23 protein-coding genes are annotated in these 24,859 nt (G+C 40.3%); 7 read left to right on the forward strand and 16 right to left on the reverse strand.

The window, feature by feature from the left end; all coding sequences use genetic code 11:
* Nucleotides 1-114 precede the first annotated feature (114 nt).
* From JKG64_RS15100 to JKG64_RS15110, 3 genes are all read left to right on the forward strand, one after another.
* Nucleotides 115-492: an START-like domain-containing protein gene (locus JKG64_RS15100; protein WP_210355160.1), complete on the forward strand. Its 378-nt coding sequence runs from the start codon at nucleotides 115-117 to the stop codon at nucleotides 490-492.
* Between the two features lie 66 nt (nucleotides 493-558).
* Nucleotides 559-2,016 (forward strand): LptF/LptG family permease, encoded by a 1,458-nt coding sequence (locus tag JKG64_RS15105; RefSeq protein WP_210355161.1) that lies wholly within the window; start codon nucleotides 559-561, stop codon nucleotides 2,014-2,016.
* 75 nt (nucleotides 2,017-2,091) lie between these two features.
* Nucleotides 2,092-3,306, forward strand: coding sequence for a bifunctional 3,4-dihydroxy-2-butanone-4-phosphate synthase/GTP cyclohydrolase II (locus JKG64_RS15110; protein ID WP_210355162.1), 1,215 nt, complete (start codon nucleotides 2,092-2,094; stop codon nucleotides 3,304-3,306).
* A 36-nt stretch (nucleotides 3,307-3,342) separates the two neighbouring features.
* On the opposite strand, the gene JKG64_RS15115 is transcribed toward JKG64_RS15110, so the two are convergent.
* The 6 genes from JKG64_RS15115 to JKG64_RS15140 form a co-directional block, all read right to left on the reverse strand.
* Nucleotides 3,343-3,840 carry a hypothetical protein gene (locus JKG64_RS15115; RefSeq protein WP_210355163.1) on the reverse strand — a complete coding sequence of 166 codons (498 nt, stop codon included), beginning with the start codon at nucleotides 3,838-3,840 and terminating at the stop codon, nucleotides 3,343-3,345.
* 7 nt (nucleotides 3,841-3,847) lie between these two features.
* Complete coding sequence (locus JKG64_RS15120) at nucleotides 3,848-4,399, reverse strand: CopD family protein (RefSeq protein WP_210355164.1); 552 nt, start codon at nucleotides 4,397-4,399, stop codon at nucleotides 3,848-3,850.
* A gap of 54 nt (nucleotides 4,400-4,453) precedes the next feature.
* Nucleotides 4,454-5,488: a uroporphyrinogen decarboxylase gene (hemE, locus tag JKG64_RS15125; RefSeq protein ID WP_210355165.1), complete on the reverse strand. Its 1,035-nt coding sequence runs from the start codon at nucleotides 5,486-5,488 to the stop codon at nucleotides 4,454-4,456.
* Between the two features lie 6 nt (nucleotides 5,489-5,494).
* Nucleotides 5,495-6,010 (reverse strand): hypothetical protein, encoded by a 516-nt coding sequence (locus tag JKG64_RS15130; protein WP_210355166.1) that lies wholly within the window; start codon nucleotides 6,008-6,010, stop codon nucleotides 5,495-5,497.
* 129 nt (nucleotides 6,011-6,139) lie between these two features.
* Nucleotides 6,140-6,859 (reverse strand): response regulator transcription factor, encoded by a 720-nt coding sequence (locus tag JKG64_RS15135; protein ID WP_210355167.1) that lies wholly within the window; start codon nucleotides 6,857-6,859, stop codon nucleotides 6,140-6,142.
* Nucleotides 6,849-7,724: a sensor histidine kinase gene (locus JKG64_RS15140; protein ID WP_210355168.1), complete on the reverse strand. Its 876-nt coding sequence runs from the start codon at nucleotides 7,722-7,724 to the stop codon at nucleotides 6,849-6,851. Before JKG64_RS15140 ends, JKG64_RS15135 begins: the two co-directional genes overlap by 11 nt.
* Before the next feature lie 130 nt (nucleotides 7,725-7,854).
* On the opposite strand from JKG64_RS15140, the gene JKG64_RS15145 reads away from it, so the two are divergent.
* The gene (locus JKG64_RS15145) at nucleotides 7,855-8,556 is read left to right on the forward strand and encodes a YjjG family noncanonical pyrimidine nucleotidase (RefSeq protein WP_210355169.1); all 702 of its coding nucleotides are present in this window, start codon (nucleotides 7,855-7,857) and stop codon (nucleotides 8,554-8,556) included.
* Between the two features lie 24 nt (nucleotides 8,557-8,580).
* On the opposite strand, the gene JKG64_RS15150 is transcribed toward JKG64_RS15145, so the two are convergent.
* From JKG64_RS15150 to JKG64_RS15165, 4 genes are all read right to left on the reverse strand, one after another.
* Nucleotides 8,581-9,681, reverse strand: coding sequence for an SGNH/GDSL hydrolase family protein (locus JKG64_RS15150; RefSeq protein WP_210355170.1), 1,101 nt, complete (start codon nucleotides 9,679-9,681; stop codon nucleotides 8,581-8,583).
* A gap of 11 nt (nucleotides 9,682-9,692) precedes the next feature.
* Nucleotides 9,693-10,613 (reverse strand): 3-keto-disaccharide hydrolase, encoded by a 921-nt coding sequence (locus JKG64_RS15155; RefSeq protein WP_246512622.1) that lies wholly within the window; start codon nucleotides 10,611-10,613, stop codon nucleotides 9,693-9,695.
* 201 nt (nucleotides 10,614-10,814) lie between these two features.
* Complete coding sequence (locus JKG64_RS15160; protein WP_210355171.1) at nucleotides 10,815-13,307, reverse strand: TonB-dependent receptor domain-containing protein; 2,493 nt, start codon at nucleotides 13,305-13,307, stop codon at nucleotides 10,815-10,817.
* 85 nt (nucleotides 13,308-13,392) lie between these two features.
* Nucleotides 13,393-13,674 (reverse strand): ATP-dependent Clp protease adaptor ClpS, encoded by a 282-nt coding sequence (locus tag JKG64_RS15165; protein WP_210355172.1) that lies wholly within the window; start codon nucleotides 13,672-13,674, stop codon nucleotides 13,393-13,395.
* Nucleotides 13,675-13,819: 145 nt separating this feature from the next.
* On the opposite strand from JKG64_RS15165, the gene JKG64_RS15170 reads away from it, so the two are divergent.
* Nucleotides 13,820-14,866, forward strand: a complete 1,047-nt coding sequence (locus JKG64_RS15170; RefSeq protein ID WP_021068922.1) for a 3-oxoacyl-ACP synthase III family protein — start codon at nucleotides 13,820-13,822, stop codon at nucleotides 14,864-14,866.
* Nucleotides 14,867-14,935: 69 nt separating this feature from the next.
* Here JKG64_RS15170 and JKG64_RS15175 read toward each other — a convergent pair whose 3' ends face one another.
* The 4 genes from JKG64_RS15175 to thrA form a co-directional block, all read right to left on the reverse strand.
* The gene (locus JKG64_RS15175) at nucleotides 14,936-16,120 is read right to left on the reverse strand and encodes a class I SAM-dependent rRNA methyltransferase (protein WP_210355173.1); all 1,185 of its coding nucleotides are present in this window, start codon (nucleotides 16,118-16,120) and stop codon (nucleotides 14,936-14,938) included.
* A 132-nt stretch (nucleotides 16,121-16,252) separates the two neighbouring features.
* On the reverse strand, nucleotides 16,253-17,560 hold the full coding sequence (gene thrC, locus JKG64_RS15180) for a threonine synthase (RefSeq protein ID WP_210355174.1): 1,308 nt from the start codon (nucleotides 17,558-17,560) through the stop codon (nucleotides 16,253-16,255).
* A 120-nt stretch (nucleotides 17,561-17,680) separates the two neighbouring features.
* Entirely contained in the window at nucleotides 17,681-18,673 is a 993-nt protein-coding gene (locus JKG64_RS15185; RefSeq protein WP_210355175.1) for a homoserine kinase, read from the reverse strand.
* A gap of 40 nt (nucleotides 18,674-18,713) precedes the next feature.
* Complete coding sequence (gene thrA / locus JKG64_RS15190) at nucleotides 18,714-21,164, reverse strand: bifunctional aspartate kinase/homoserine dehydrogenase I (protein ID WP_210355176.1); 2,451 nt, start codon at nucleotides 21,162-21,164, stop codon at nucleotides 18,714-18,716.
* Nucleotides 21,165-21,674: 510 nt separating this feature from the next.
* On the opposite strand from thrA, the gene JKG64_RS15195 reads away from it, so the two are divergent.
* Entirely contained in the window at nucleotides 21,675-22,250 is a 576-nt protein-coding gene (locus JKG64_RS15195) for a C40 family peptidase (RefSeq protein WP_210355177.1), read from the forward strand.
* Nucleotides 22,251-22,395: 145 nt separating this feature from the next.
* Nucleotides 22,396-22,911, forward strand: coding sequence for a phosphoribosyltransferase family protein (locus JKG64_RS15200; RefSeq protein WP_210355178.1), 516 nt, complete (start codon nucleotides 22,396-22,398; stop codon nucleotides 22,909-22,911).
* An 18-nt stretch (nucleotides 22,912-22,929) separates the two neighbouring features.
* On the opposite strand, the gene JKG64_RS15205 is transcribed toward JKG64_RS15200, so the two are convergent.
* Together JKG64_RS15205 and JKG64_RS15210 are read right to left on the reverse strand one after the other, a co-directional pair.
* Entirely contained in the window at nucleotides 22,930-24,363 is a 1,434-nt protein-coding gene (locus JKG64_RS15205; protein ID WP_210355179.1) for a lytic transglycosylase domain-containing protein, read from the reverse strand.
* A gap of 246 nt (nucleotides 24,364-24,609) precedes the next feature.
* A complete protein-coding gene (locus JKG64_RS15210; protein WP_021068914.1) occupies nucleotides 24,610-24,810 on the reverse strand; it encodes a twin-arginine translocase TatA/TatE family subunit in 201 nt (66 codons plus the stop codon).
* Nucleotides 24,811-24,859 lie beyond the last annotated feature (49 nt).

The raw sequence follows: 24,859 nt of genomic DNA on the forward strand, positions 1-24,859 counted from the left end.
TTGACAACTTTTTGGATGTTAACAAATTTTATTCTGCTTCATGTGCTTTTAAAATAAAAATATGTATTATTACAGAAATCAATATGAAAACGTTAACTAAAAAATGATTTAGCTATGTCGGAAAAAACTAAAATTCACCTAGAATATATAATCAACTCTTCTCCACGTATTCTTTACCCTTATTTAATTGAGCCGAACGATCTTGCACAATGGTTTGCTGATGATGTAATCTATCACGATGGAGTCTACGAATTCATTTGGGATGGAGAATCTCACAGAGCAAAAATTGCTGTTTTTAAAGAAAACAAATATGTTAAGTTCAAATGGATAGATGACGAACCCCACTTTTTCGAACTGGAAATCATACAGGATGAGTTAACAAATGATGTCGCGCTCGCTATCACAGACCATGCGAAAGACGAAAATGTAGAAGATCGAAAAAAAATCTGGGATAACTCGATAAGCTATCTTCAAAGTGTAATTGGTGCTTAAAATTCTGTACCTTTGTTTATCACGCATAGCCTCATGTAAAGCTAACAAGGCTATGCTTATAGATACATGAAAAAAGTACACAAATTAATACTACAAGCATTCATTAAGCCATTCATTGTCACATTTTGTATCGTGATGTTTGTGCTTTTGATGCTTTTTTTATTTAAGTATATCGACGACCTAATCGGAAAAGGATTCGAGTGGTATGTTATTATGGAGCTTATCGGCTATCAATGTGCCGTACAGTTGTCCATGGCCCTCCCACTTTCCATGCTTCTCTCCTCTATCATGACTTTTGGTAACTTGGGAGAAAGCTATGAATTGGTCGCCATAAAAGCTGCAGGTGTTTCATTACGAAAAGCCATGAGCCCTTTATTTATTCTAGTTGGCATATTTGCAGCGGGTTCCTTTTTATTTTCCGATTATATTCTGCCTGTAGTCAATCTAAAGATGGGCTCGTTATTATGGGATGTTCGCAACAAAAAGGCTGACTTTCTTATCAAACCAGGAATCTTCAACAGTACTATTCCGGGATATGCAATCCGAGCCAAAAGCAAAAGCAAAGACGGCACCGTACTATACGACCTCACAATCTACGACAAATCAAAAGGCAATACCGCGAGTGATGTCCTTGTAGCAAAAGAAGGATATATGTACAATTCACGAGATCAAAGCTTTATGATCTTAAAGCTTATCGATGGCGTTCGTTATGAAGACTCTCGTTCGAATAATGCAAAAACCTATGACCCACGTCAGCAGTTCACTCGTTTTTATTTCAAAGAAACAGAGACTAAGTTTGATATGGATGCGTTTGAAATGAAGCGTACCGACGAAAACCTCTTCAAACAACATCATCAGATGCTAAATCTACGTCAGCTTAAGCTTAAGTCTGATACCAACCTTATGGAGTTAGATAGCGTCTCCAGGATTAGTGCTCAGGAACTAAAACATAATATCCTTTATACGTCTCGATACTATAACGAGGGGAATAGAGAGAAAGCCAAAATAAAAATCAATGACGATATCCTGACCTATATTCCCGAATCCAACAGACGAAATGTGGTAAGCAGTGCTCTTGGACAGATTCAACAATTCAAAGACGGTACCTTTAATAGAGCTGCCGAATATCAAGGACTGATTGATAAGGATATTCGCTATGATGTTGAATATCATAGGAAATTCACACTAGCCATTTCCTGTCTTCTCCTCTTTGCTATTGGAGCCCCATTAGGTGCAATCATTAGAAAAGGTGGGTTAGGTGCTCCTGTAGTCATATCGATCATATTCTTTCTTATATACCATATCATATCGACTGTAGCAGAGAAGTCAGCAAAAGATGGAGCTATCACTCCTTTTTGGGGAATGTGGATGGCCATAGTCGTGCTTACGCCTTTAGCCGCGTTCCTTACCTACAAATCCACTACGGATTCTGCGCTGTTTGATATGGATCAATACAAGATAAAAGCACAACTTGCATTAGGCTGGATTAAAGACAAACTAAAAATCAAAAAACAAAAGGCTTAATTCCGATTTTGACTTCTTGATTATCAAAAGAACAAAAATCAAATATACCTTTGTAATTGGAAAACTAATATATCAATGGATATAAAATTAAACACAATCGAAGAAGCCATTGAAGACATCAAGGCTGGAAAAGTAATCATTGTAGTGGACGATGAGGACAGGGAGAATGAAGGCGACTTTATTACTGCAGCTAGAAATGCTACCCCTGAAATAATAAACTTCATGGCGACACATGGACGCGGATTAGTGTGTGCACCATTATCGGAAGAGCGTTGTAAAGAGCTCAACCTACACCCAATGGTAGGCCAAAATACCGCTATATACGAAACAAACTTTACCGTCTCTGTAGACTTACAGGGATATGGTTGTACCACAGGAATATCAGCTTCAGACCGCTCGAAGACAATAAAGGCGTTAATAGACCCTAACATTAAACCTGAAGAATTAGGTCGTCCAGGTCATATATTTCCATTGATAGCGATGGATGGGGGCGTTCTACGTCGTACTGGACACACCGAAGCAACGGTTGATATAGCAAGACTTGCAGGTTTCGAGCCAGCAGGTGTATTGGTAGAGATTCTTAAAGAAGACGGAGAAATGGCAAGGCTTCCTGATTTACTGGAAGTTGCCAAACGTTTTGACCTCAAAATCATTAGTATAGAGGATCTAATCGAGTATCGTCTAAAACACGACTCATTAATCAACGAAGAGGTATCCGTAAAAATGCCTACGGCATACGGTGACTTCAAGATGAAAGCTTTTACCCAAAAGAATAGTGGTGAACAGCACCTTGCTATATACAAAGGCGAATGGAAAGAAGACGAACCGGTATTGGTACGTGTACACAGCTCTTGTATGACGGGAGATATATTTGGGTCATGCCGCTGCGACTGTGGCCCTCAGCTCCACAAAGCCATGGAAATGATTGAGAAAGAAGGTAAGGGCATCATCGTATACATGAACCAAGAAGGACGGGGTATCGGCTTAATCAATAAACTTCACGCCTACAAATTGCAGGAAGAAGGTATCGATACAGTAGATGCTAATATCCAACTGGGATTCAAAGCGGATCATAGAGACTATGGTGTAGGTGCTCAGATACTCCGCCATATGGGAGTTTCAAAAATGAGACTAATGTCCAACAATCCGACAAAAAGAGCTGGTCTAGTAGGGTATGGACTTGAGGTTGTTGAAAATGTGCCTATCGAAATAGAGCCCAATGTATACAACGAAGAGTATTTAAAAACTAAACGTGACCGAATGGGACATACCATTCTCAAAAACATATAAATAAAAAAAAGAGGACTTGATCCTCTTTTTTTATTTCTACCATAAGTGATAACGCACACCCAACATCGCATAGTTGGGCTTGAATTTTTCATCGGTCGTAATGTACTTCATCTTATATCCAGCATAGACGGATAGCTTAACAGGAGAAAAGTAATAACTGACTCCTACTTGTCCATTCATAACAAATGCATCATTGTTGACCTGTTCATAATCACGCTCTTCCCCTTTTGTATAACGAACAAATTCTCCAGAAGCACCTACCCCTAGAAAAACATTCCAATTGCTTTTTCTTTTATTCAAAAGAGAAAACAGATAATCAGCACCTGTAACTACAACCGTATCTCCAGCATGCACCTGTGCTTGCAATGCACTCCGGCTATCAAGGTCATACTTCGCCTGAACACCAAAAGTCTTTTCTCTGGCCTTTTTCACGTTTATATCCCCATAAAACCCGAATGCCCAATTATGTTCCTGGCTAAATGAAACGGTTGTCAGGGCTACTACCGCTATTAAAGTCAAAATTCCTTTTATCATAATAGTTTTAATCTACTTGTTCTCCTTTTGATTTACGATATGTTTTATAAAGCTTAATCAAAAACATCAGCAATACTGCCAGACACACAATGCCTAATACGCCATATATCCAGTTGAGTGCTGATTTCAAAATAACAACAAATACGATTGCAAACAACAGTATTGTAGAAAGTTCATTCCAGAGCCTCAACTGTGTAGAGGTCCAGGTCGAAGTTTCATCACGAAGTGCATGCATTATCCGCTGTGATCTGAAATGATAAAAAACCATACCTACAACAAACAACAGCTTGACATGCATCCATCCCAACGTCAGCAATCCAGGACTCGTGTATAGCATCAGTAGTGCCGAAGCTATCGCAATATACATTGCCGGAGTCGTTATCACCCACCATAGGCGGTTTTCCATTAATGTAAACTGCTTATGCAAAATCTGATATTCGACCTCTCCCTTACCTTTTGCTTCAGTATGATAGATAAAAAGTCGGGGCATATAAAATAATCCCGCCATCCAACAGATCACAAAAATAATATGCACTGCTTTCGCATATAGGTATATCATAGCACAAAAATAAAAAGGAAAAATTAAATAATTTTTCCTTTTTTAATCTAATCGTTAGTATCTAAACTCTCTTATGACTTCCACTGCGTATTTGACATGGTCAAATGGCATATCAGGCATAATACCATGCCCTAGGTTACATATAAAGCCATTTTCCCCACGCATTCTTTCAAACAACTCATGAATCTTAGCTTTAATCACCGGTTTGTCTGCGTACATGATAAACGGATCTAAGTTTCCTTGGACAGCCATGCCTGCAGGCAGACTTTTCTTGATATTTAGCAGATCCGCATTCCAATCAACAGAAATAACGTCAGGGTTACTTGCAGCCATTACAGGTGCAAATACAGATGCTCCTTTAGCAAATGATATTACAGGTACTGTACGCTTCAGATTTGCTAAAATATACTTATTGTATTTATGCGAGAATGTATGGTAGTCATTCCACGATAGTGCATTAGCCCAGCTATCGAAAAGCTGAACAGCATTAACACCTGCATCGATCTGCATATTCAAGTAAGCTATCGTCAGGTCCGCTATTTTCTGAAGAATAAGGTGCGCCAATTCAGGCTCATTATTCAACATCAACTTCGTTAACTTAAAATCTCGAGAAGATCCACCTTCAACCAAATAACTTAGTATTGTAAACGGCGCTCCCGCAAATCCAATCAAAGGAATGCGTCCATCAAGACGTTGTTGTATAACACGGATTGCATCCGCTACATATTGCAATTTGTCAAGACAATCCACTGATAGATTTTCGGCATCCTTCCAAGTACGGACAGGGTTCGAAAAACGAGGCCCTACTCCTTGCTCAAAAGAAAGATCTCCTCCCATTGCCTCTCCAGTGACGAGGATATCCGAAAATAAAATGGCAGCATCAATACCTAAAAGATCAACTGGAAGCATAGTTACATCTGCGGCGACCTCTGGAGTTTTACACATCTCCAAAAAGCTGTATTTATTTTTAATCTCCCAATATTCCGGCATAAAACGTCCTGCTTGACGCATCATCCATACCGGAGGTCTCTCGACTTGCTGCGAAAGCGCAGCCTTGATAAACAAATCGTTCTGTAAAGTTGTACTCACTATTTCTTAATTATATTTTTTTACGTCTTCTCTAATTTTTGCAACGATATCACGTTGTCTATGCGTCAAAGCCAGCTTATCTGTGAGGTCCAAGTAGGTTTTCACCCTATCGTATTCCTTTTTGCGCAGATTAATATTAGCTAGATTAATCAGGACCATCCCTTTCTCATTGTCTCTACGCCAAGGTAACCGCGACGCCAATTGAAAATGATACTCTGCCTCCTCTATATTATTTTTTTTTAAGGCCAGATTGCCTTTCATAAACTCATAAAAGTTACGTCTACCTTTACGTAGGTTATCTGGATTTTTAATCTCAGAAAGCAACTTTTCTGTCTTTTCGTAATCTTGCTTATGGAAAGACTGAGTTGCTAAAAACACCGTCCCTTCTCGGTATTGACTCCATATGAAGTAACCGATAATCCCCAATAAGTAGATAGAAATATTATAATGTTTAAAAACAACGGCATAGGCCAAACCAACAACACCTATACCTATTATTATCATTCGCCGCTGTGTATTCATATGCTAATAATTATTACACGATCCGTCAGTTGACGGATCGCTTTGACTTTTTATAGTCCTCCGGCAGGCTAACAGATACAAAATATTTTCTGCCACCTGGCGGTTCTGTTATATCAATTTTACAAATAATTATTCAGCCTGTCCCTCGACGTTATCTGTGAACTTATAACCTACACCTCTTATCGAATGAAAATAAATAGGATGTTTTTGATCTGGTTCAAAATACTTTCTAAAAGTCAGAATAAAGTTATCAATTGTACGTGTAGAAGGATATACATCATAGTTCCACACAGTTTCTAAAATCTGCTCTCTAGAAACAGCCTCATTGCGCCGCTCGATAAGCAACTTTAGGAGCATCGTTTCCTTTTTTGTCAACGAAGTCACTGTACCATCCGCCAAGTGCAACTCATAGGAGTTGAAATAAATAGTCTTGTCGCCGATCGTATAAGAATTAAGCTCCTTCAACTCGTCTCCTTTCATTCCTCTACGGATCAGATTTCCAACCCGTAAGATTAGCTCTTCAAGATTAAATGGCTTCACCAAATAATCATCTGCACCTTTCTTTAAACCTGTAATACGATCCTCGCTGCTATTTTTGGCCGTTAGAAACATAATAGGCACTTCAGTATTCTGAAGACGGATAGTTTCTGCTACCTGAAAACCATCGATTTCAGGAATCATTACATCCAAAATGATCAGGTTGAAGCGTTCTTCTTTGAAGATTTTCAACGCCTTCTTACCATCGGTAGCCGTCGTGACACGGTACCCTTCTAATTCTAAATTTAATTTGATGGCCTCCAACAAGTGTTCCTCGTCTTCGACTAAGAGTATCCTTTGTTTAGCTTGCATAATTTTCAAATGTTACTTCAAAGATGCTACCAGAAGGTTTGTTATCCATAACCCTAATTGTGGCATCATGTTTTTGCAATACAGATTTTACTATATATAACCCCAAACCAGTTCCTTTGGTTTTGCGGGTAGATTCATTCCCTACACGATAGAATTTATTAAAGATAAGTCTCTTTTCCTCATCTTGTATACCTGCTCCATGATCAGCAACAGAAAAAACAAGGTCATTATCCTTTTTCTTGAGACTCACTTCTACATTAGCACAAGGGGGCGAGTATTTGACGGCATTCTCAACAAGATTGGTCACCACATTAGTAATTGCAAACTTATCTGCATGTAGAACAATTCCCGGTTCGATTTGCGGTCTAATAATCTCTGATTTGCACGCATTTTTTTGAAGTCGATCTAAAATCTCCTCAATCAATTCCGAAAAATCAAAATCCTCTTTAGGCAGAATAAAAGTCCTGTTTTCCAATTTGGTAGCCAACAAAACATTCTCCACCAAATAATCAAGACGTTCAATATCTTTCAACGAGTTGGACAAAAAAGTCTTCTGCTGTTCGCGATCCAGATCCCGCTTCAAGATGGTCTGCAAATAAAGCTTAACAGAAGCCAAGGGCGATTTCAACTCATGTGTTACTGAAAGCAGGAAATTCTGTTGTTGCTGTTGGTAATAGCGTTCGCGTTCCAAATGTTTTTTCAGCTTGATTACAGCGAGAACAAAAATGGCTATAAAAATCAATCCCTCACCAATAATCATTCCCTTTCTATCCGGAACATGCTTTATGAACATATATCCCCACCCTATTAATTGGCAAAGTGCATATAACGCCAGTAGATAAAACCAAAAGAGTGCTCTTCTCATAAATGCTATTTCAGCAAAAATAAGTAAATATAGGTGCATAATAAAATAGCCCGTGTTTTATGACACTAATAAGAAAAAGAGGGGGATAGGATTATATTGTTTACAATATCGAATTTACGTAGGTTTGTATATGTTCAAGCAAAAAAAAGACATATTTTTCGACCTAGATCATACCATCTGGGATTTTGACAAAAATGCTGAAGAGACGTTACAAGAACTCTATACCACGTTTCAATTTGACCGACTTTTTGGGAGTGGCCGTGCAGACTTATTTATTGAAACCTACACGCAGAACAATCACCGCGTATGGGCCTTATACCATCATGGTAAAATAGACAAGCCTACGTTAAGAAAATTAAGATTTGCAGACACCTTTACACAACTTGGTGTCGATCCAGAGCTATTCCCTGTTGCCTTTGAAGAAGAATACCTCAAGCTCTGTCCTACAAAGACAAACCTATTCCCAAATGCACATGAGACACTCACCTACCTACAAGGCAAATACAACCTCCACCTCATATCGAACGGATTTAAAGAAGCTTGTGAACTTAAATTAAAACACAGCCATCTAGCCGACTACTTCAAAACAATCGTTATATCCGAGGTATTTGGAGTCAACAAACCCGATCCGCGTATCTTTGACCATGCCATAAGTAACGGAGAGGCTGAAAAAACGACTTCTATTATGATTGGAGACAATATTGATGCAGATGTGCGGGGAGCACAAAACGCCGGTCTAGAAGCAATATATTTTAACAGTACTGGGGCAGATAAACCCACAGACGTAAACTATATGATCAGAGACCTCAAGGAGTTACAGCATATTTTTTAAAAGGGGGGAAGATTAACCCCTCCCCTATTTTAATACTTTTTTAAACAACCGTATATAGGCTTGTGCTATTTTATCCATGCCATAATCATTGGGATGGGCATAATCTACGGTAGAGTTGACATCCAAAGCAATGGTTCGACTATCTAACCAATATAGATTTTTATTCCCTTCTTTTATTAAGCGATCAAAAGTAGCTTTTCCTACTTCTGTAGACTTTTCATACTCCTCTAGCGTACCTTTATTCATAAACCCCGGGGTAAATGCCGAGCTGTGCCCGGTGAGAATAATTGGAGCTGTTGGGTGTTTTATCCGAATGGTTTTGACAGCTCCCACAATCAAGGAATCCAATTGCTTCTCGCTACGTTGAGGAGTGATCGCTAGATTAGGAAGACAATCTAAAACATATACCGCAGCCTCTTCCTGAGCAATCAAATCTAACACAGGTTGTTCCAATCGTCCATTTCCTGAAAAAGCCAGATTGATAACCTCCTTATCCAAAGAACGTCCCACGATATTTGTCCAGGCCATACCAGGTCGCGACACACAGGCACCCTGTGCGATAGAAGTTCCGTAAACTACGATAGGAGCCGTCTTTTCTTTGTTATTCACAAAAGAAAACTGTTGCGATTTGTCTACACCTATTTCAAGCCACTTTACCGTATTATACAACGGCAGGTATAAACGATATATTCCAGTTTTATTATTGCCGATATTACTAAAGGTATACTGTATCGTATCTTTGAATTGGTAACTTCCGTATGCCCAGCGCCATGTATTGGCTTCTTTCAGGTATAAATCGACGCCACTAACCCCTGTAGTCGGCATATGTGGCATGCTCAGACCTCCGGATACGGCATAGCGCACGACTATAGTATCAGCATCGGTACGAAAGTCCACATATACTCCAGCGGCATTCTGTCCCAAATTCCAGACAGCACCTCGAACCTGGCTCTGTAATCGACTTGGGAGGCGGCCAAGCGAAGTTTCATTCCGCATTTCTTTGGCCCTTCCCTTTAGAACCTCAGACCCTACAGGATAAAACGTTCGTTCGCTCTGCGCCAACACATTGAGTAAACAGACCGAACAGAGGAAAGCACATACAATTACGACTCTCCATCTCACCATAAGCACACGCATTAAGGCAGCACCTTAACGGTCACATTACGATACCAGACATCGTCTCCATGATCCTGAAAACCAATCACACCCGGTTCAGCGCCCACTTTAGAAAGTAATTCAAAAGCTAGAGGCCACTTATCTTGACTAAACTTACTCGATTGCAATAACTTATTCCATTCAGGGGTTCTGATCGTATACTCTACGACCTTCTTACCATTCTGAAAATGTTGAACTTTCTCTCCTTGAACGATGATTTTCGATTTATTCCACGCTCCTACCGCCTTTGCATTCTGAGGCTTTGCGGGAATCATATCATAGAGTGATGCAGACTTTCTATTTCCATCAACACCCTTGCTGGCGTCTGGATGCTTCTCGTTGTCCAGAATTTGATATTCTGGGCTTGATATATAAATCGGTTGACCTTTAACCTCTTTGGCTAGAAAAAACACACCGGAATTGCCCGCTTCAGATATCTTCCATTCAAACTCCAGTTCAAAATTCTTGAAATCGTGCGCAAAAATTAGATCACCACCTTCAGGCTTATCGACACTAGGTTTTTTAGAAAACTTAAGTGCACCATCCTCTATAGCCCATTTATTAGGAACATTGGTCTTATTATACCCTCGCCACCCCTCTAGGGAACTACCATCAAATATCACGTAGGCTCCATTTTTGTTCTTCTTGAACTTTGCCAAATCTACCTTTGGCAGGTTCATCAATTCATAGGTCGGAGCGACAGCCTCGAAGCTCTTTTTGCCTTGCGCGTGTGCTGCTGAAAAGGAAAACATCCCCATCATTAAGCAAGCTGAAATAAAGCTAGTTTTCATATGTATATAATTTGATTTCCAGTTGCCATATGGAATATCCAAAGTATATTCATTCGTGTTTGTGCAGTCTGTGCTACATGGATATTTCATCTGGTTAAATTTGTTTTTCATTTGTGAAGAAGCTATCAGATTCATTCTCTCCTATGATCGAATAAACCATGATAGTTTCATTAAAATATTTTTTATTTACGGTCGTTGAATTACCCAAAAGTCATCGAAAACTATTCAGGTTCAAATCTATAATCAAAATTCTACCAATAAATATACAAATACTTAATGTAATTCCTACACTTAGTAGTTTAAAAGAAAAACCTAATAACCGCCCATGTTTTCATCGGAAGGCATGTCTTCATTTTTCTTTCTGCCTTTGGTCAAATCCTGTACTCCGAAACGGTAAGAGAAGCCAAGCGTAAATGTACGCTTAGACCATCTAAAGTACCGGTCCGAATACTGAGAAGGTAAATAACTATCGCCACCAAACTGTCTAGAATCAAATAAATCACGAACATTAAACGTGACACTGCCTTTCCCCTTCAACACGTCTTGCTTTAAAGCTAGATCTACCCCCTTCATGGCTTTCGTCCGTCCCTGCAAACTGTTCATTGGAGCACGGTAATCGCCACGCAATTGAAGAGAGGTCAATTTTGCCAATTTAAGGTTTGTCGTTAGATTTGCATTCCAAGAGAGTCCGTCAGAAGAACGAACATTATACCCTTCATTCGGTTCTATTTTAAAATAGAAAACATTTCCATTGCTGGTTATATCCCACCAGGGAAAAATATTCACCTTAGACACGACCTCAAACCCGGCATTATTTCTGGAGCCTATGTTTTCCCAACGCATAAAAGTAGCATTGGGATTATCAGCCAAATAAATAGCTGCTATCGGGTCATTTTGATCATACTGAAACGGTTGCGTCACATCGTTTATACGGCGGTAGTATGCCGAAGCAAGGAAATTCCACCCCGAATAAAACTTCGCAAAACTCATCTCTACAGCATGGATATCTTCAGGCATCAACTCCGGATTACCTTGTCTAAAGTTCGTCTCGTCCGATAAATCCACGAAAGGATTGACTTGCCAGCCCCTTGGACGCTGTACCCGTCTAGAATAACTCAGCTGTACCTTATCACCATCCGCGTTAACATCATAAGTTAAAAACAAACTCGGATATACTCGAAAGTAATCGAGCTTGCCTGGCGTCACATCTGTACCTTTATTAATGAGAGATGGGTCATAACTACGGATAGTCGTATTTAGAAAAGCATCCTCCGCACGCACTCCTAATTGTAGCCCTACCCGTTGAGATAACATACGCTGATAGTTAGCGTACAATGCATGAACACCCGATTTCATATTAAAATCATTGTTTACCCCATAATCAGGTTCAAACACTCCTCCTACTAATTTATCCGAACGTTGCCCTTCATCCGACGAGCGCAATATCGTACGATAGCCGGCTTCGAATTTATGGTTCTCGCCTAATGGCAAAACATAATCCAGTTGAAAATTCCAATTCCGGCCACTTTCATTAGTTGCATTTTTTCGTCTACTTTCGGAGATAGTAGAAGTCTCATCGTAGCGCTGTATATAGTCATTCGTACCATCCTCCTTGTCGTAGCCATAAGTTACATTAGCCGTCAACTCCTCTCCTTCCTTACGTAGAGTACGCTTAAAATCAAAACTGACATCGTATCCCAGGTCCTCTTCTTTCTGTCTGGATTCACGGGAACTGGAACTACCATAATCGGGGCGGTTATAATAGTTGTAAAAAATATCTTCGCCTCTTTTATTATCCCTCAAACTCAAATTGGCTCCTACGCTAATCGTCGTCTTTTCATTAGCATAATAATCCGTTCCTAAACGAAAAGAATTATTTATTCCCTTTCGGAATGTTTCTGAGTTCGATTCGGTGATTTCACTGTTATCCTGTTGCAAACCGTCAAACAGCTGTACCGTACGTACGCCACCCTCGCCTACATTACGGCCATTTCTATAATTATATCCTCCAAAATAATTAAACTTCCGGTCTCTATAATTCAACGTAACCCCCGCATTATAATTATCGTAACTACCGACAGAAGCATTTGCCACCCCATTAAACCCAGTGCGGACATTCTTCTTCAAGACGATATTGATAATTCCGGATTGTCCTTCCGCATCATACTTTGCCGAGGGGTTCGTAATGATTTCTACCTTAGCAACGGCATCAGCTGGTAACGACTGAAGCAATTTATTAACATCAGAACCTGCCATAGCAGACTCTTTGCCATCTATCAAAATACGAACGCTGTTAGACCCTCTCAAACTCACAGAACCATCCATATCCACCTGTAAGGTGGGAACATTGGCTAGTAAATCCTGCGCCGTACCACCTACACTAACAATACTTTGGGAGACATCAAACACCTTTTTATCGATTCCCAACTGCAATTCGGGCAGACGCCCCTTTACCACAATCTCGTCCAGCTGACGACCACTCTCAAAAAGGGATACAACACCGATATCATTTGTCTTATTAGCAGCGATTACCACACCTTCCCGTTCATAATCAAGCATTCCTACAAAACTGACCTTTACGAGATAAGTACCGGCAGGTAGCCCATCAATAGAAGCGACTCCGTTACCATCCGTCTGCCGTCCCTTTACAGAGGCCTTTGAAACAGCGTGCAACAACGAGACACTGGCTCCAAGAACAGGCTCTTTGGTCGACTCTTCTACGACAGTGACTTTAAACTGGCCTTGCTGCGCATATATGAATAAAGGAAGAGCAAAAAATAGGGTAAATAGTAATTTAAGTTGCATAGCTTAGATTGAGTTCGTAAGCCACAAAAATGGAGAATAAAACAGAATAAGGGACTATCGTAACTGTATTATTACCAAGCAAAAGCTACTCCACCGAAACGGTAAGACCTTCTGCCTTCAATATCTTCCGATAGATCTCCAGCTCTACATAAGGTCCTTCTAACACAGCGCATTTACCTTCAGTGTGCACCTTCCAAGCAATACGCTCGGCCTGTGGTTCTGTATATTGCAAATGATGGATCAGACAATAGATCACGTGATCAAACGTATTGATATCATCATTCCAAAGAATAAGCTTATGGCTTTCTTTTACAGAAGCTAATATTTCTTCAAGCGTAAAGGTTTCTTGTGCGGTTTCTACACCCATAGCGCAAAAGTAGTGTATTTTTCAAAAAAACCGTAATTTTGTAGTAATTTCCTCCCTATGGACGGACCTCTTTGAATAAAAGGTCATCCTAATCAGCGGATGGGTTGAAAACAATTGGATTATTAACGACTAGAATTACAAGATCATGTTCCAATCTAAAATAGCAGGCATAGGACACTATGTTCCTAAAAATGTGTATACCAACAATGACCTCACCCGATTCATGGATACCACTGACGAGTGGATCCAAGAACGTACCGGCATCAAGGAAAGACGGTATGCCGACCGTCTGGAGGAAACGACGACATCAATGGCTATTGAAGCAGCCAAGATCGCTATAGAGCGGGCAAAAACAACAGCTAAAGACATCGACTTCATCATATTTGCCACCCTATCTCCAGATTATTATTTCCCAGGCTGTGGCGTACTGCTCCAAAGGGAAATGGGTATGGGAGAAATCGGAGCATTAGACATCCGTAACCAGTGTTCGGGCTTTGTCTACGCATTGTCTATAGCGGATCAATTTATAAAAACAGGAATGTATAAAAACATACTGGTGGTCGGTTCAGAAAAACATTCTTTTGCTTTGGACTTTTCGACACGAGGCCGTGCCGTATCCGTTATATTTGGTGATGGAGCGGGTGCCGCCGTACTGCAACCAACAACTGAAACGGGTAAAGGCATCTTGAGTACCCACCTCCACTCGGATGGTGCGGATGCCGAAAAACTAGCGATGTATTACCCTGGAGCATCGGGAGGAAAAGGCTTAGAAAACAGACCAGAATGGCCCGATCAGGAACTGGGAGGAATGTTCGTGACTCCTAAAATGCTAGAAGATGGAAGTGCTTTTCCGTATATGGATGGTCAGGCCGTTTTCAAAAAGGCAGTAGTAAAATTTCCGGAAGTCATCGGTGAAGCTTTAGCCAAAAACGGGTTAGCACCTGCCGATATAGACCTTCTGGTACCGCATCAAGCCAATCTCCGTATATCACAGTTTGTACAGAAAACATTGGGATTAGCGGATGATAAGGTATTCAATAATATTCAAAAATACGGCAATACAACTGCTGCATCCGTACCAATAGCGCTTTCAGAAGCTTGGGAAGAGGGCCGGATCAAAGAAGGCGATTTGATTTGCCTAGCCGCATTTGGAGCAGGCTTTACTTGGGGATCGGCATTGATCCGGTGGTAATAATATAATGTTGTGATAAGGAATCGTCTTTCTGCCGACTTTCTTATCACAACATTTCAACTTGCTTTCTTACAATACACGCACCAATAACCCCTTCAGGTATTCACCTTCGGAGAAAGAAGCACGAACGGGATGATCCTCCGGTTGCGAAAACTGTCTAATAAATTGGATTTCTTTACCTGCATCCAAAGCAGCCCAAGCTATAACTTGTTTAAAGGTCTCAATATCCATTGCTCCAGAGCAAGAAAAAGTTGCTAATAGACCACCACTCTCCAACAACATCAATCCCCTACGATTCAAATCCTTATAAGCTCTCGAAGCTTTTTCTAAAGTCGATCTGGAGGGTGCGTACTTTGGTGGATCTAGCACAATTACATCAAACTTTTCTCCACCTTCTCCCAATTGACGCAAATACTTATTTACATCAGACTGAACCGCTACATGTTTTGTCTCATCAAAACCATTATACTTCACATTTTCCTTTAAGGTGTCTATCGCCAACGCAGAACTGTCAACAGAGACAACTTCATCAGCCCCCGCCCGAAAAGCATTTAAAGTAAAGCCACCCGAATAACAGAAGCAATCCAGCATCCGCTTGCCTTTGACGTATTGAGCCGTCAAAAAACGGTTTTCACGCTGATCGCAGTAAAACCCTGATTTCTGACCATCAATGATATTTACTTTATAATGGATTCCATTCTCTAAGATTTCAACAAAATCTGGAGGTAATTCGCCCCACAACACCCCATTACTATCCGGTAGCCCTTCATATTCTCTGGATTTCAAATCACTTCTTTCGTAAATTCCCTTAGGTTGCAGGAGGTTCACCAATTCATCAACGATAAGTCCTTTGACCTGTTCTATCCCTGCCGAATGAACCTGAATAGAAATATAGTCTGCATATTTATCCGCAATCAGTCCAGGTAAAAAATCAGCTTCTGCAAAAATCAAACGAACCGCATCATTATCTGCCGTCAACAAATGTTTTCTATTCTGAATGGACTTTCTTACCCGTAGCCTCCACCAGTCTTCATTAATCTCATTCGCCGGATTCCATTCCAACAAACGGACTGCAACGCGCGATGTATTATTATAGACGCCATAGGCAATGAACTCCTCTTCTATGTTGTATACGGCTACAACCTCTCCTGGTTGCACCCGACCATTTATTTTGCCTATCGCTCCAGAAAACACCCAAGGGTGTAATTGCCAAGCAGCTTTATCTTTACCTTTTTGTAAGATTATCTTATTCATCGCACAAAAATAAAACTGAAGAAGCAAACAATATTATTTATTTTAAACTTTTTCAAAATTTTATTCCAAACTACACAAAAAAAAGAGCAGTTCCTATCGGATACTGCTCTTTTCGGATATAGGACGCTCAGCCTATCTACTAGCGAGCAAATAGGCTTTAAAATCTTCATAGCTGACTTTTAAATCCGTCGCAAGCTTAGGTTTATTGGACAAATCTACTGCTCCCTTAGGAAGAGTTACTTTGGCAAATACCGCTTCGTCTATTGCGTCTGGAAATTTACAAGGGTGTGCCGTTGATAAAAATACCGAAGCGTAGGTCCCCGGTGTATCTCTACGATACGCCTCCGATGCCAGATAAGCTATCGCAGTATGAGGGCAAGCTATGTAATTATATTTTTCATACAGCTCTTTCATCGCTTGTTCAGTTGCAACATCATCATAGGTATACGAAGATATCATACCTCGAAGGTGTTCTAAATCTCCGTCAAACATATCTTGTATTCTGACCCAGTTACTTGGATTACCTACATCCATAGCATTGGCTAGTGTTTGTACGGAAGGCTTGGGTTCATAACTACCCGAACGAAGAAAACGGGGAACGGTATCATTTACATTTGTCCCTGCGACAAAATGCGTTACCGGAAGTCCCATTTTATAGGCCAATAACCCAGCACCGATATTTCCAAAATTGCCACTAGGCACTGTAAATACGACTTCAGAAATCCCCTGAGCTTTCAATTGCGCATAAGCCCAGAAGTAGTAGAATGTCTGAGGAATCAATCGGGAGATATTGATTGAGTTTGCTGATGTGAGACGCAACACACTATTAAGTTCGGTATCATTAAAAGCCTCTTTCACCAAAGCCTGACAGTCATCAAATGTACCATCTACTTCCAGAGCTCTAATATTCTGCCCGTTAGTAGTCAACTGTTCCTCCTGTACCTTAGATACTTTTCCCTTAGGGTACAAAATCGTGACACGCGTTCCTTCAACTCCTAAAAAGCCTAAAGCCACTGCTCCACCGGTATCTCCTGATGTCGCTACCAATACATCCAAGAGCTGATCACCTTTTTGAGAAAAATACCCCATGACCCGACTCATAAAACGAGCTCCAAAATCTTTGAAAGCATAAGAAGGTCCATGGAACAATTCCAAAACAGCCGTCTCCGCATTCAAGAATTTGACAGGGGCATCAAAATTAATGGCATCATCTACAATCTTCTTCAAGTCAGCCTTGGGGATATCATCACCGATCAATGCTGAGGCCACCGTCAACGCGATCTCCTGAAGTGAATACTGTTGTATATTCTGGATAAAAAAAGGATCTAATTGTGGGATGACTTCTGGCATATACAATCCCTTATCCTGAGGGAGAGCGTTGAAAACGGCTTCTTGAAAAGAAACACGCAATGCTTTATTATTTGTGCTATAAAGTTTCATATCTATATAATTTGACTGTTATCTGTCACATGGAATACTCATGACTGTTTATGCTCCGCTAAACATGAGTATTTCATATCTATATAATTTTCAATGGTCATTAGTTAGTTTTGGGCTTTTCTATACGTTGTCAAACTCCAACAGTCGAGGCCCTTCGACATTAACAGCAGACACATACTGATAGCTATCGATTTCTTTTGACGACAGGTGTTCTTTTATCTTAGTTGTCGCTACACGAGCGATATCTTCTCCTCTAGAGATGGCTACGACCGACGGTCCAGATCCCGATATCCCGAAGCTTAACGCTCCACATTCTAGGGCGATCCGCTTCATCTCATAGAATTCAGGAATCAAAATAGCGCGTGTAGGTTCGATCAAGACATCCTGCATACTGCGACCTATCAAATCATAATCATTTTGAAAAAGGCCCGCAATCAACCCTGCGATATTGCCCCATTGCACTACAGCTTCTTTCAATAGCACCTTATCTTTTATGAGCTGGCGGGCATCCCGTGTCGGTACATCGACCTGTGGAAATACAATTCCTGCATAGAGATCTCCGGGTACCGGAAGCTTTATAACGTCCAGTGCTTCCTGTCCTCGAATCAACGTGACTCCCCCCATTAATGCTGGTGCAACATTATCAGCATGTCCATGTCCACACGCCAGGCGCTCCCCTTCTACACAGTAGGGCATTAACTCTTCCTTCGTAAGAGGTGTTCCCAACAAAACATTAATAGCATACAGACCAGCAACGGTGCTCGCAGAGCTAGAGCCTAAACCAGAACCTATTGGCATATGCTTGATAAGTTCAATCTCCACACCAACGGTATCTGCAACTCCCAGATCCCGCAACAGCATCTTCACACAAGCACTCACCGTATTACGGTCGGCATCCAGAGGCAAGCGTCCGTCATCCCCCGCTATCGAACGGATACGGACCCCTGGTTCGGCTACGCGATACATCTTGACCTCATCGCCAGGTTCATTGACAGCAAAGCCCAGGATATCAAAACCACAGATCATATTTGCCACGGTAGCAGGCGCAAAAACCCGAACCTTATCTTTTATATTATCAAAGTTTACTTTCTTATCTAATTTTATTTCGTTCATAACTCGACTGTTAAACTGAATCAAATTCTTATGTAACGGCTTACCTGGCACCGACATTAATTAAATCGGCAAATACGCCTCCTGCTGTTACTTCTGCTCCGGCTCCAGGCCCCTTCACGACCAGCGGACGTTCTTTATACCGCTCCGTTGTAAACGAGATGATATTATCACTACCGGATAGTGCAAAGAAAGGGTGTGAGCTATCGACCATCTGTAAAGAGATCTTTACTTTACCATCTTCCAATGTACCGATGTAACGGATTACTTTATTTTCGCTCGCCGCTTTATCCTTCAACGCATTAAAATACTGGTCAGCTTTCAATAATTCGGCATAAAACTCATCAACAGAGGCCGCCTGCAAACAGGACTCAGGCAGGATAGCACCTAAATCGACATCAGATGCTTCGATTACATGATCTCCATCTCTTGCCAAAATCAACATTTTACGCATAAAATCTACTCCTCCCAGATCATCACGTGGGTCAGGCTCTGTATAACCCAACTCCTGTGCCTTTTTCACAACTTCATAGAAAGAAGCATCGCCAACGAAATTATTAAAGATATAAGAGATCGTCCCCGACAGAATTGCTTCTATCTTTAAAATCCGATCCCCGCTCATCATCAGGTCTTTTAAAACACGTACAATAGGTAGCCCGGCTCCTACATTGGTTTCATAGAAAAAGTCAACGCCGTGTAAGCGCGCCGTGTCTCTCAACGAACGATACTGTGCATAATCGCCCGAATTAGCGATCTTATTACATGTTACGATAGATATATTGGACTTAAAGATGTCTTCATAATAGGTAGCAGGCAACTTGCTCGCTGTATTATCAATAAAAACACAATTCGGCAGATTCATCGCTCGCATTCTTTCCATAAAACCTGATAAATCTGCTATCTCACCATTGCCTTCCAAATCCTCTTGCCAGCCTTCTAAATTAATTCCCGCTTCGTTAAAGAGCATTTTCCGGGAGTTAGAAATCCCAACGACCTTTACTTCGATATCATTATTGTCCAGTAGAAAGTCGTGTTGCTCATGAAGCTGCTTAAATAATGTAGCGCCGATATTGCCTGTACCTAAGTTAAAGACATGTAAGGTCTTTTTCAACTCGGCAAAGAACGCATCGTGCACAGCATTCAACGCCTTGGCAAGGTCATCTTTTGAAATAATAACCGATATATTAAATTCAGACGAACCTTGAGCGATAGCGCGTACATTTATACCATTCCGCCCCAATGCATGAAACAACCTTCCCGATATACCCGGAGTACGCTTCATATTTTCACCCACTATAGCCAAGACAGAAAGATTTTCTTCCAACTCAGGCATGATAAGCTTATTGGCATCAAGCTCCAATTCAAATTCAACGGCGATCAATTGCAATGCTTTCGCTGCATCCTGTGGATTGACCGCAAATGTTATACTATGCTCAGAGGATGATTGCGTGATTAGGATCACATTGATCTGCTCTCTTGCCAACATCGTAAAAAGTCGCCCGGAAAATCCAGACTTGCCAATCATTCCACTTCCTGTAAGATTGATAATAGATATATCTGAAATAGAAGATATACCTTTTATAGGATAACTAGACTTATCCGATTCAAATTGAATAACTGTCCCTGCCAAATGCGGTTCGAAGGTATTACGGATAGCAATAGGTATTTTTTTCAGAAATGCGGGAATCATCGTCGGCGGGTAGATTACCTTGGCGCCAAAGTATGAGAGTTCCATTGCTTCTGTGTAAGATAGTATAGGCAACGAAAATGCTTTTTTAACGATCCGCGGATCAGCTGTCATCATTCCATTTACATCGGTCCATATTTCGATAATAGAAGCCCCTAGGACAGACCCAAAGATGGCAGCAGTATAATCGGAGCCTCCACGCCCCAATGTCGTCACACGTCCCTTATCGTTGGATCCTATAAAACCGGTAACAAATAATAATTTGTCTGCATGGGTATAAGACAAAGCCTGAATAAGTTGTGTCGTCAACTCTTCATTGATGTGGGCATTTCCAAAATTGGAGTCTGTCTTGACATAGTGAGAAGCATTGATATACTCGGACTCCGGTATATATTGCTCCATAATCTTAGAAACCAGATAATTTGAAAAGCGCTCGCCAAAAGAAACAATCAGGTCTTTGCTCTGCATACTCAACTCTCTCAAAGCAAAGACGCCTTGTAGGATTTCATCCAGGTCGTTGAGCATAAGCTTTAACTTGGTAAATACCGGATTTTGGAATTTGACCGCGATAAGGCTCTTTACAACATCAAAATGCTTTTCCTCCAGCACTTTCAGATTCTCATCAAACGGTTTTCCTTCAGCAGCATGTTCCGCCATTTGGGTCAGCAAGTTCGTTACCCCCGACATTGCAGACAAAACAACAAGTGGCTTTTCTCCTTTATCAAAAGATTCCTTAACGATTGCCAACACCCCTTGGATACTCTCTTTTGTACCTACCGAAGTCCCTCCAAATTTTAATACCTTCATTTAGTTTTATATTAGTTTGTGTTAAAATAGTTCAAAAAAAAAGCCTTCCTCTTTTCTGGAGGAAGGCTCTATATATTCGCTGCGCTTAATCATTTCACCATAGAACTACCTCCTCCAGAATCTATCCCGGTGGTAATAATAGTTGTTGAAATAATAGTGCTTAAAAACATCTCTTTTGTAAATTTTCAATAAAGATAATACAACTATATCAACAAATGCAAATTTATTTTAATAAAATAGAAATATTATCCCATTATCTCTATCGAATCCAAGTTGGTAATCAAATACACCGACTCGTTAATATATTAGAAATAACATTTTACAATACACATGGAAGGCAAAACATAATACACCTTGTATTACAAGCATTTAGGTGAATTAAAAAGTTAAAGTTTTGTTAAAAAAATGTAAAATAGTTTGGAACCGCAACCATAATACCCTATCTTCGTTGATGTCGATGTGTAGATATGCATCTACGGAAGGAAAGTTGTAATTAAATAAAGCGATTTAATGAAAACAAAAAAGATAATAGCGAGTATGCTATTTATAGGCTTTTGTCTAGTGTCGCACGCACAAACAACAAACAAAAGTAAAACAGGAGATCAGGACAATCTTACAAAAGAGTACTTTTCTCAGATTATGGGTGTAGCTATTAATACTACAACAAGCACAAAACTTTATCAGTTCGTCTACGATTGGTTAGGTACTCCCTACCGACTAGGCGGAGATTCCAAAAAAGGCATAGACTGTTCCAAGTTCTCTTTGGCTGTTTATGAAAACGTATTCAATACCACAATCGGATACAATAGCAGGAATCAATATGACAATGTAACTCCCATCAGAAAAAGCGACCTTCAAGCAGGAGATTTAGTTTTTTTCAAAATCAGAAGTAAAAGTATAACACATGTAGGCGTCTATCTAGGAGACGACAAATTTGCACATGCATCCTCGAGTAAAGGTGTAATGGTAAGTAGTCTTAATGAAGCTTACTGGCAGCGTTATTACTATAACGGAGGAAGGCCTAAAAAAGACGAAGATAGGATTATGACAGCGGATGTGTCAAACTACAAAGAAGACAACAAATAGACTTTGTTACTATTTGAACAATATAGAAAGCCTAGATGGAATCCATCTAGGCTTTTTTTATTCATCCCGCATTAAATAATTTTCACGCGTATTATATAGAACTTCTCTCCTAATTTCACTAAATTAGCGTAGTCAAATAATCATCATGTCAACAAAGAAAACTCTTATATTAAACAAGCAGCAGATACAGCAAAAATCCCGTCGCATCGCTTATCAGATCCTAGAAGACAACTTTGAAGAAAAAGCGGTAGTACTCGTTGGAATTGCTGACCGAGGGTATATTTTTGCGCAACGCCTACAAAACATACTTCAAGAAATAGCGCCTGAAAAAGAAATAGAACTTATTAAGGTCAATATAGAAAAGAGTAAAAGAAATCTGGAAGCCAGCACAGACCAACCTGTTGAAATGGCTAAAGACAAAGCGGTCATCATTGTTGATGATGTGCTTAACAGTGGCCGTACATTAGCCTATGCCCTAGGAGCCTTTATCAATGTACCATTAAAGAAAATGCGGACGGCAGTGCTCATTGATAGAAGCCACCATAAGTTCCCTATATTTAGCGACTTTTACGGTGTAAAACTATCTACAATTCTGAAAGAGCATGTTGAGGTCAGACTAAAAGAAATCGATAATGAAGAAGATGCTGCCTGGCTTTACTAAGCAGCACCTTTTTCATCCCTAGCCTTTATTTATCTTAAGTTTCATTCCTGGCTTAATCATATCACTTTTTAAACCATTGTCGGCTTTCAGTTTGGAAACCGAACTCCCCGAAAATTTATTGGCTATTCGATCCAGGGAATCTCCTCTTTGCACCGTATAGACCACATTCGTATTTTTTCTTTTAGCGGTCGCAGTCTTAACATTCTCCGCCAAACGGGAATCAACAGGTTTCTCTACAATCAAAACGCGTCCTACAACCTTGCTCTTAGACGACAATCCATTCCAAGCTACAAGGTCCTGAACCGGAACTCCCAGCTTACGGGATACACTAACCAAGGTTTCACCGTTTTTAACTTTATATTTCTTTTGCCCCTGAACAGCCAGCTTTGTTTCTACTTCTTCATTTCGACCTGACTGCTGAGGCAGTACAACGTCGTTTAAAGCTGAATACAAAAGGCTATCATTTGTATTTTCGGTAAGAGGTAACAATAGACGTCGTGGCTTCTCAACTGAGCCTATCACTATATTTTGCTTGAATGCCGGATTATACTTCTTCAACTGATCTAAAGACACCCCGACAGCTTCTGCTACATTTGCCAAAGCAATCCTCTTATCCACCATAATCAACTTGCTCTCCATTTGTAATTCCGTAGCTTCTGCCTCTATTCCATAATAGTCAGCATTCGAAAGAACATAGGTCATCGCGATATACTTGGGAATATAATTTTGCGTCTCTTTAGGAAGGAATGGGGCTAGCTCCCAAAAGGAAGGATTTGTGAATCCTGATCGCTGTATCGCGCGCTGCACACAACCTCTTCCACAATTATAAGAAGCCAAAGCGAGTAGCCAATCGTTAAACTGTGTATGCGCCTCATTAATATATCGAGCGACGGCATAGCTCGCCGCATAAGCGTCTTTCCGCTCATCAATGTTACTATTCATCTCCAAGTCATAGAACTTGGCGGTAGCATACATAAACTGCCAGGGGCCAACCGCACCTGAAGTAGAAACCAAATGAGGATTTAATGAGGACTCGACTAAGGAAAGATATTTGATCTCCTCAGGTATTTTAGCTTCTTCAAAGACAGCTTCATATATTGAAAAATAATGCTGGCTCAACCCTAACAACCTATTCATATAGGGCCTGTAGTTCTGAGAGGCATATTTACTAATATAGCTCCTCACCTGTGAGTTGAATTCCAAGGGCACCTCCTTTGAGATAGACTTCAACCTTCTCAATATTCCCAGGTCTTCGGGGGAGACTTCCAGATTAGGATCTATATTTTCCTTGATTGAATCGAGATGAGATGCCAATTGCTTTTGCTGAAGCTCTATAAAGGCATTCATCGAACTGTTGAGCTCTTCTTTTTGGGTATCAATCGCAACTTCCTGAGCTACCGTACACGAGAACACAAATACAGTAGCGACTGACAGTGTAATAGAAAATTTCATGCTTTCTAGTTTTTTAGCCGACTAGTGGGCAAGGTTTACAAAATAAAATTCCCATGATTCTTTTGAATATTCAACAGACATGAACCGATTCCACTGTTATCGGGAGACCTCTTGAATACGAATACAAAAGATAAAACATCATGAAAAAAAATCTTAATGGCCTTAAACGGCGAACACTTGCAAAAAAAAAGGGATTCAATCCTCCAAAGCGAAGATCAAATCCTTTTTCCTATGTAAGAGCAATCATTAAGAATTGCTTGTGTTATCAGATGTATTGTTCTTTTGATCGGTAGGCTCTTCCTTCTGCCCATCCTTAAACTCTTTAACACCACGTCCCAAGCCACGCATTAATTCAGGAATCTTCTTCCCTCCAAACAATAATAGAACCAAGACAACTATAATGATAATCTCTTGGGTTCCTATAAATAATAAATTTGATGTATACATTTTGTTCTATTATACTTATAAAATACTTTTACAATAAACACTCCTTCTT

Origin of the sequence: Sphingobacterium tabacisoli (genome assembly GCF_017908035.1) — a bacterium.
Classification (GTDB): Bacteria; Bacteroidota; Bacteroidia; order Sphingobacteriales; family Sphingobacteriaceae; genus Sphingobacterium; species Sphingobacterium tabacisoli.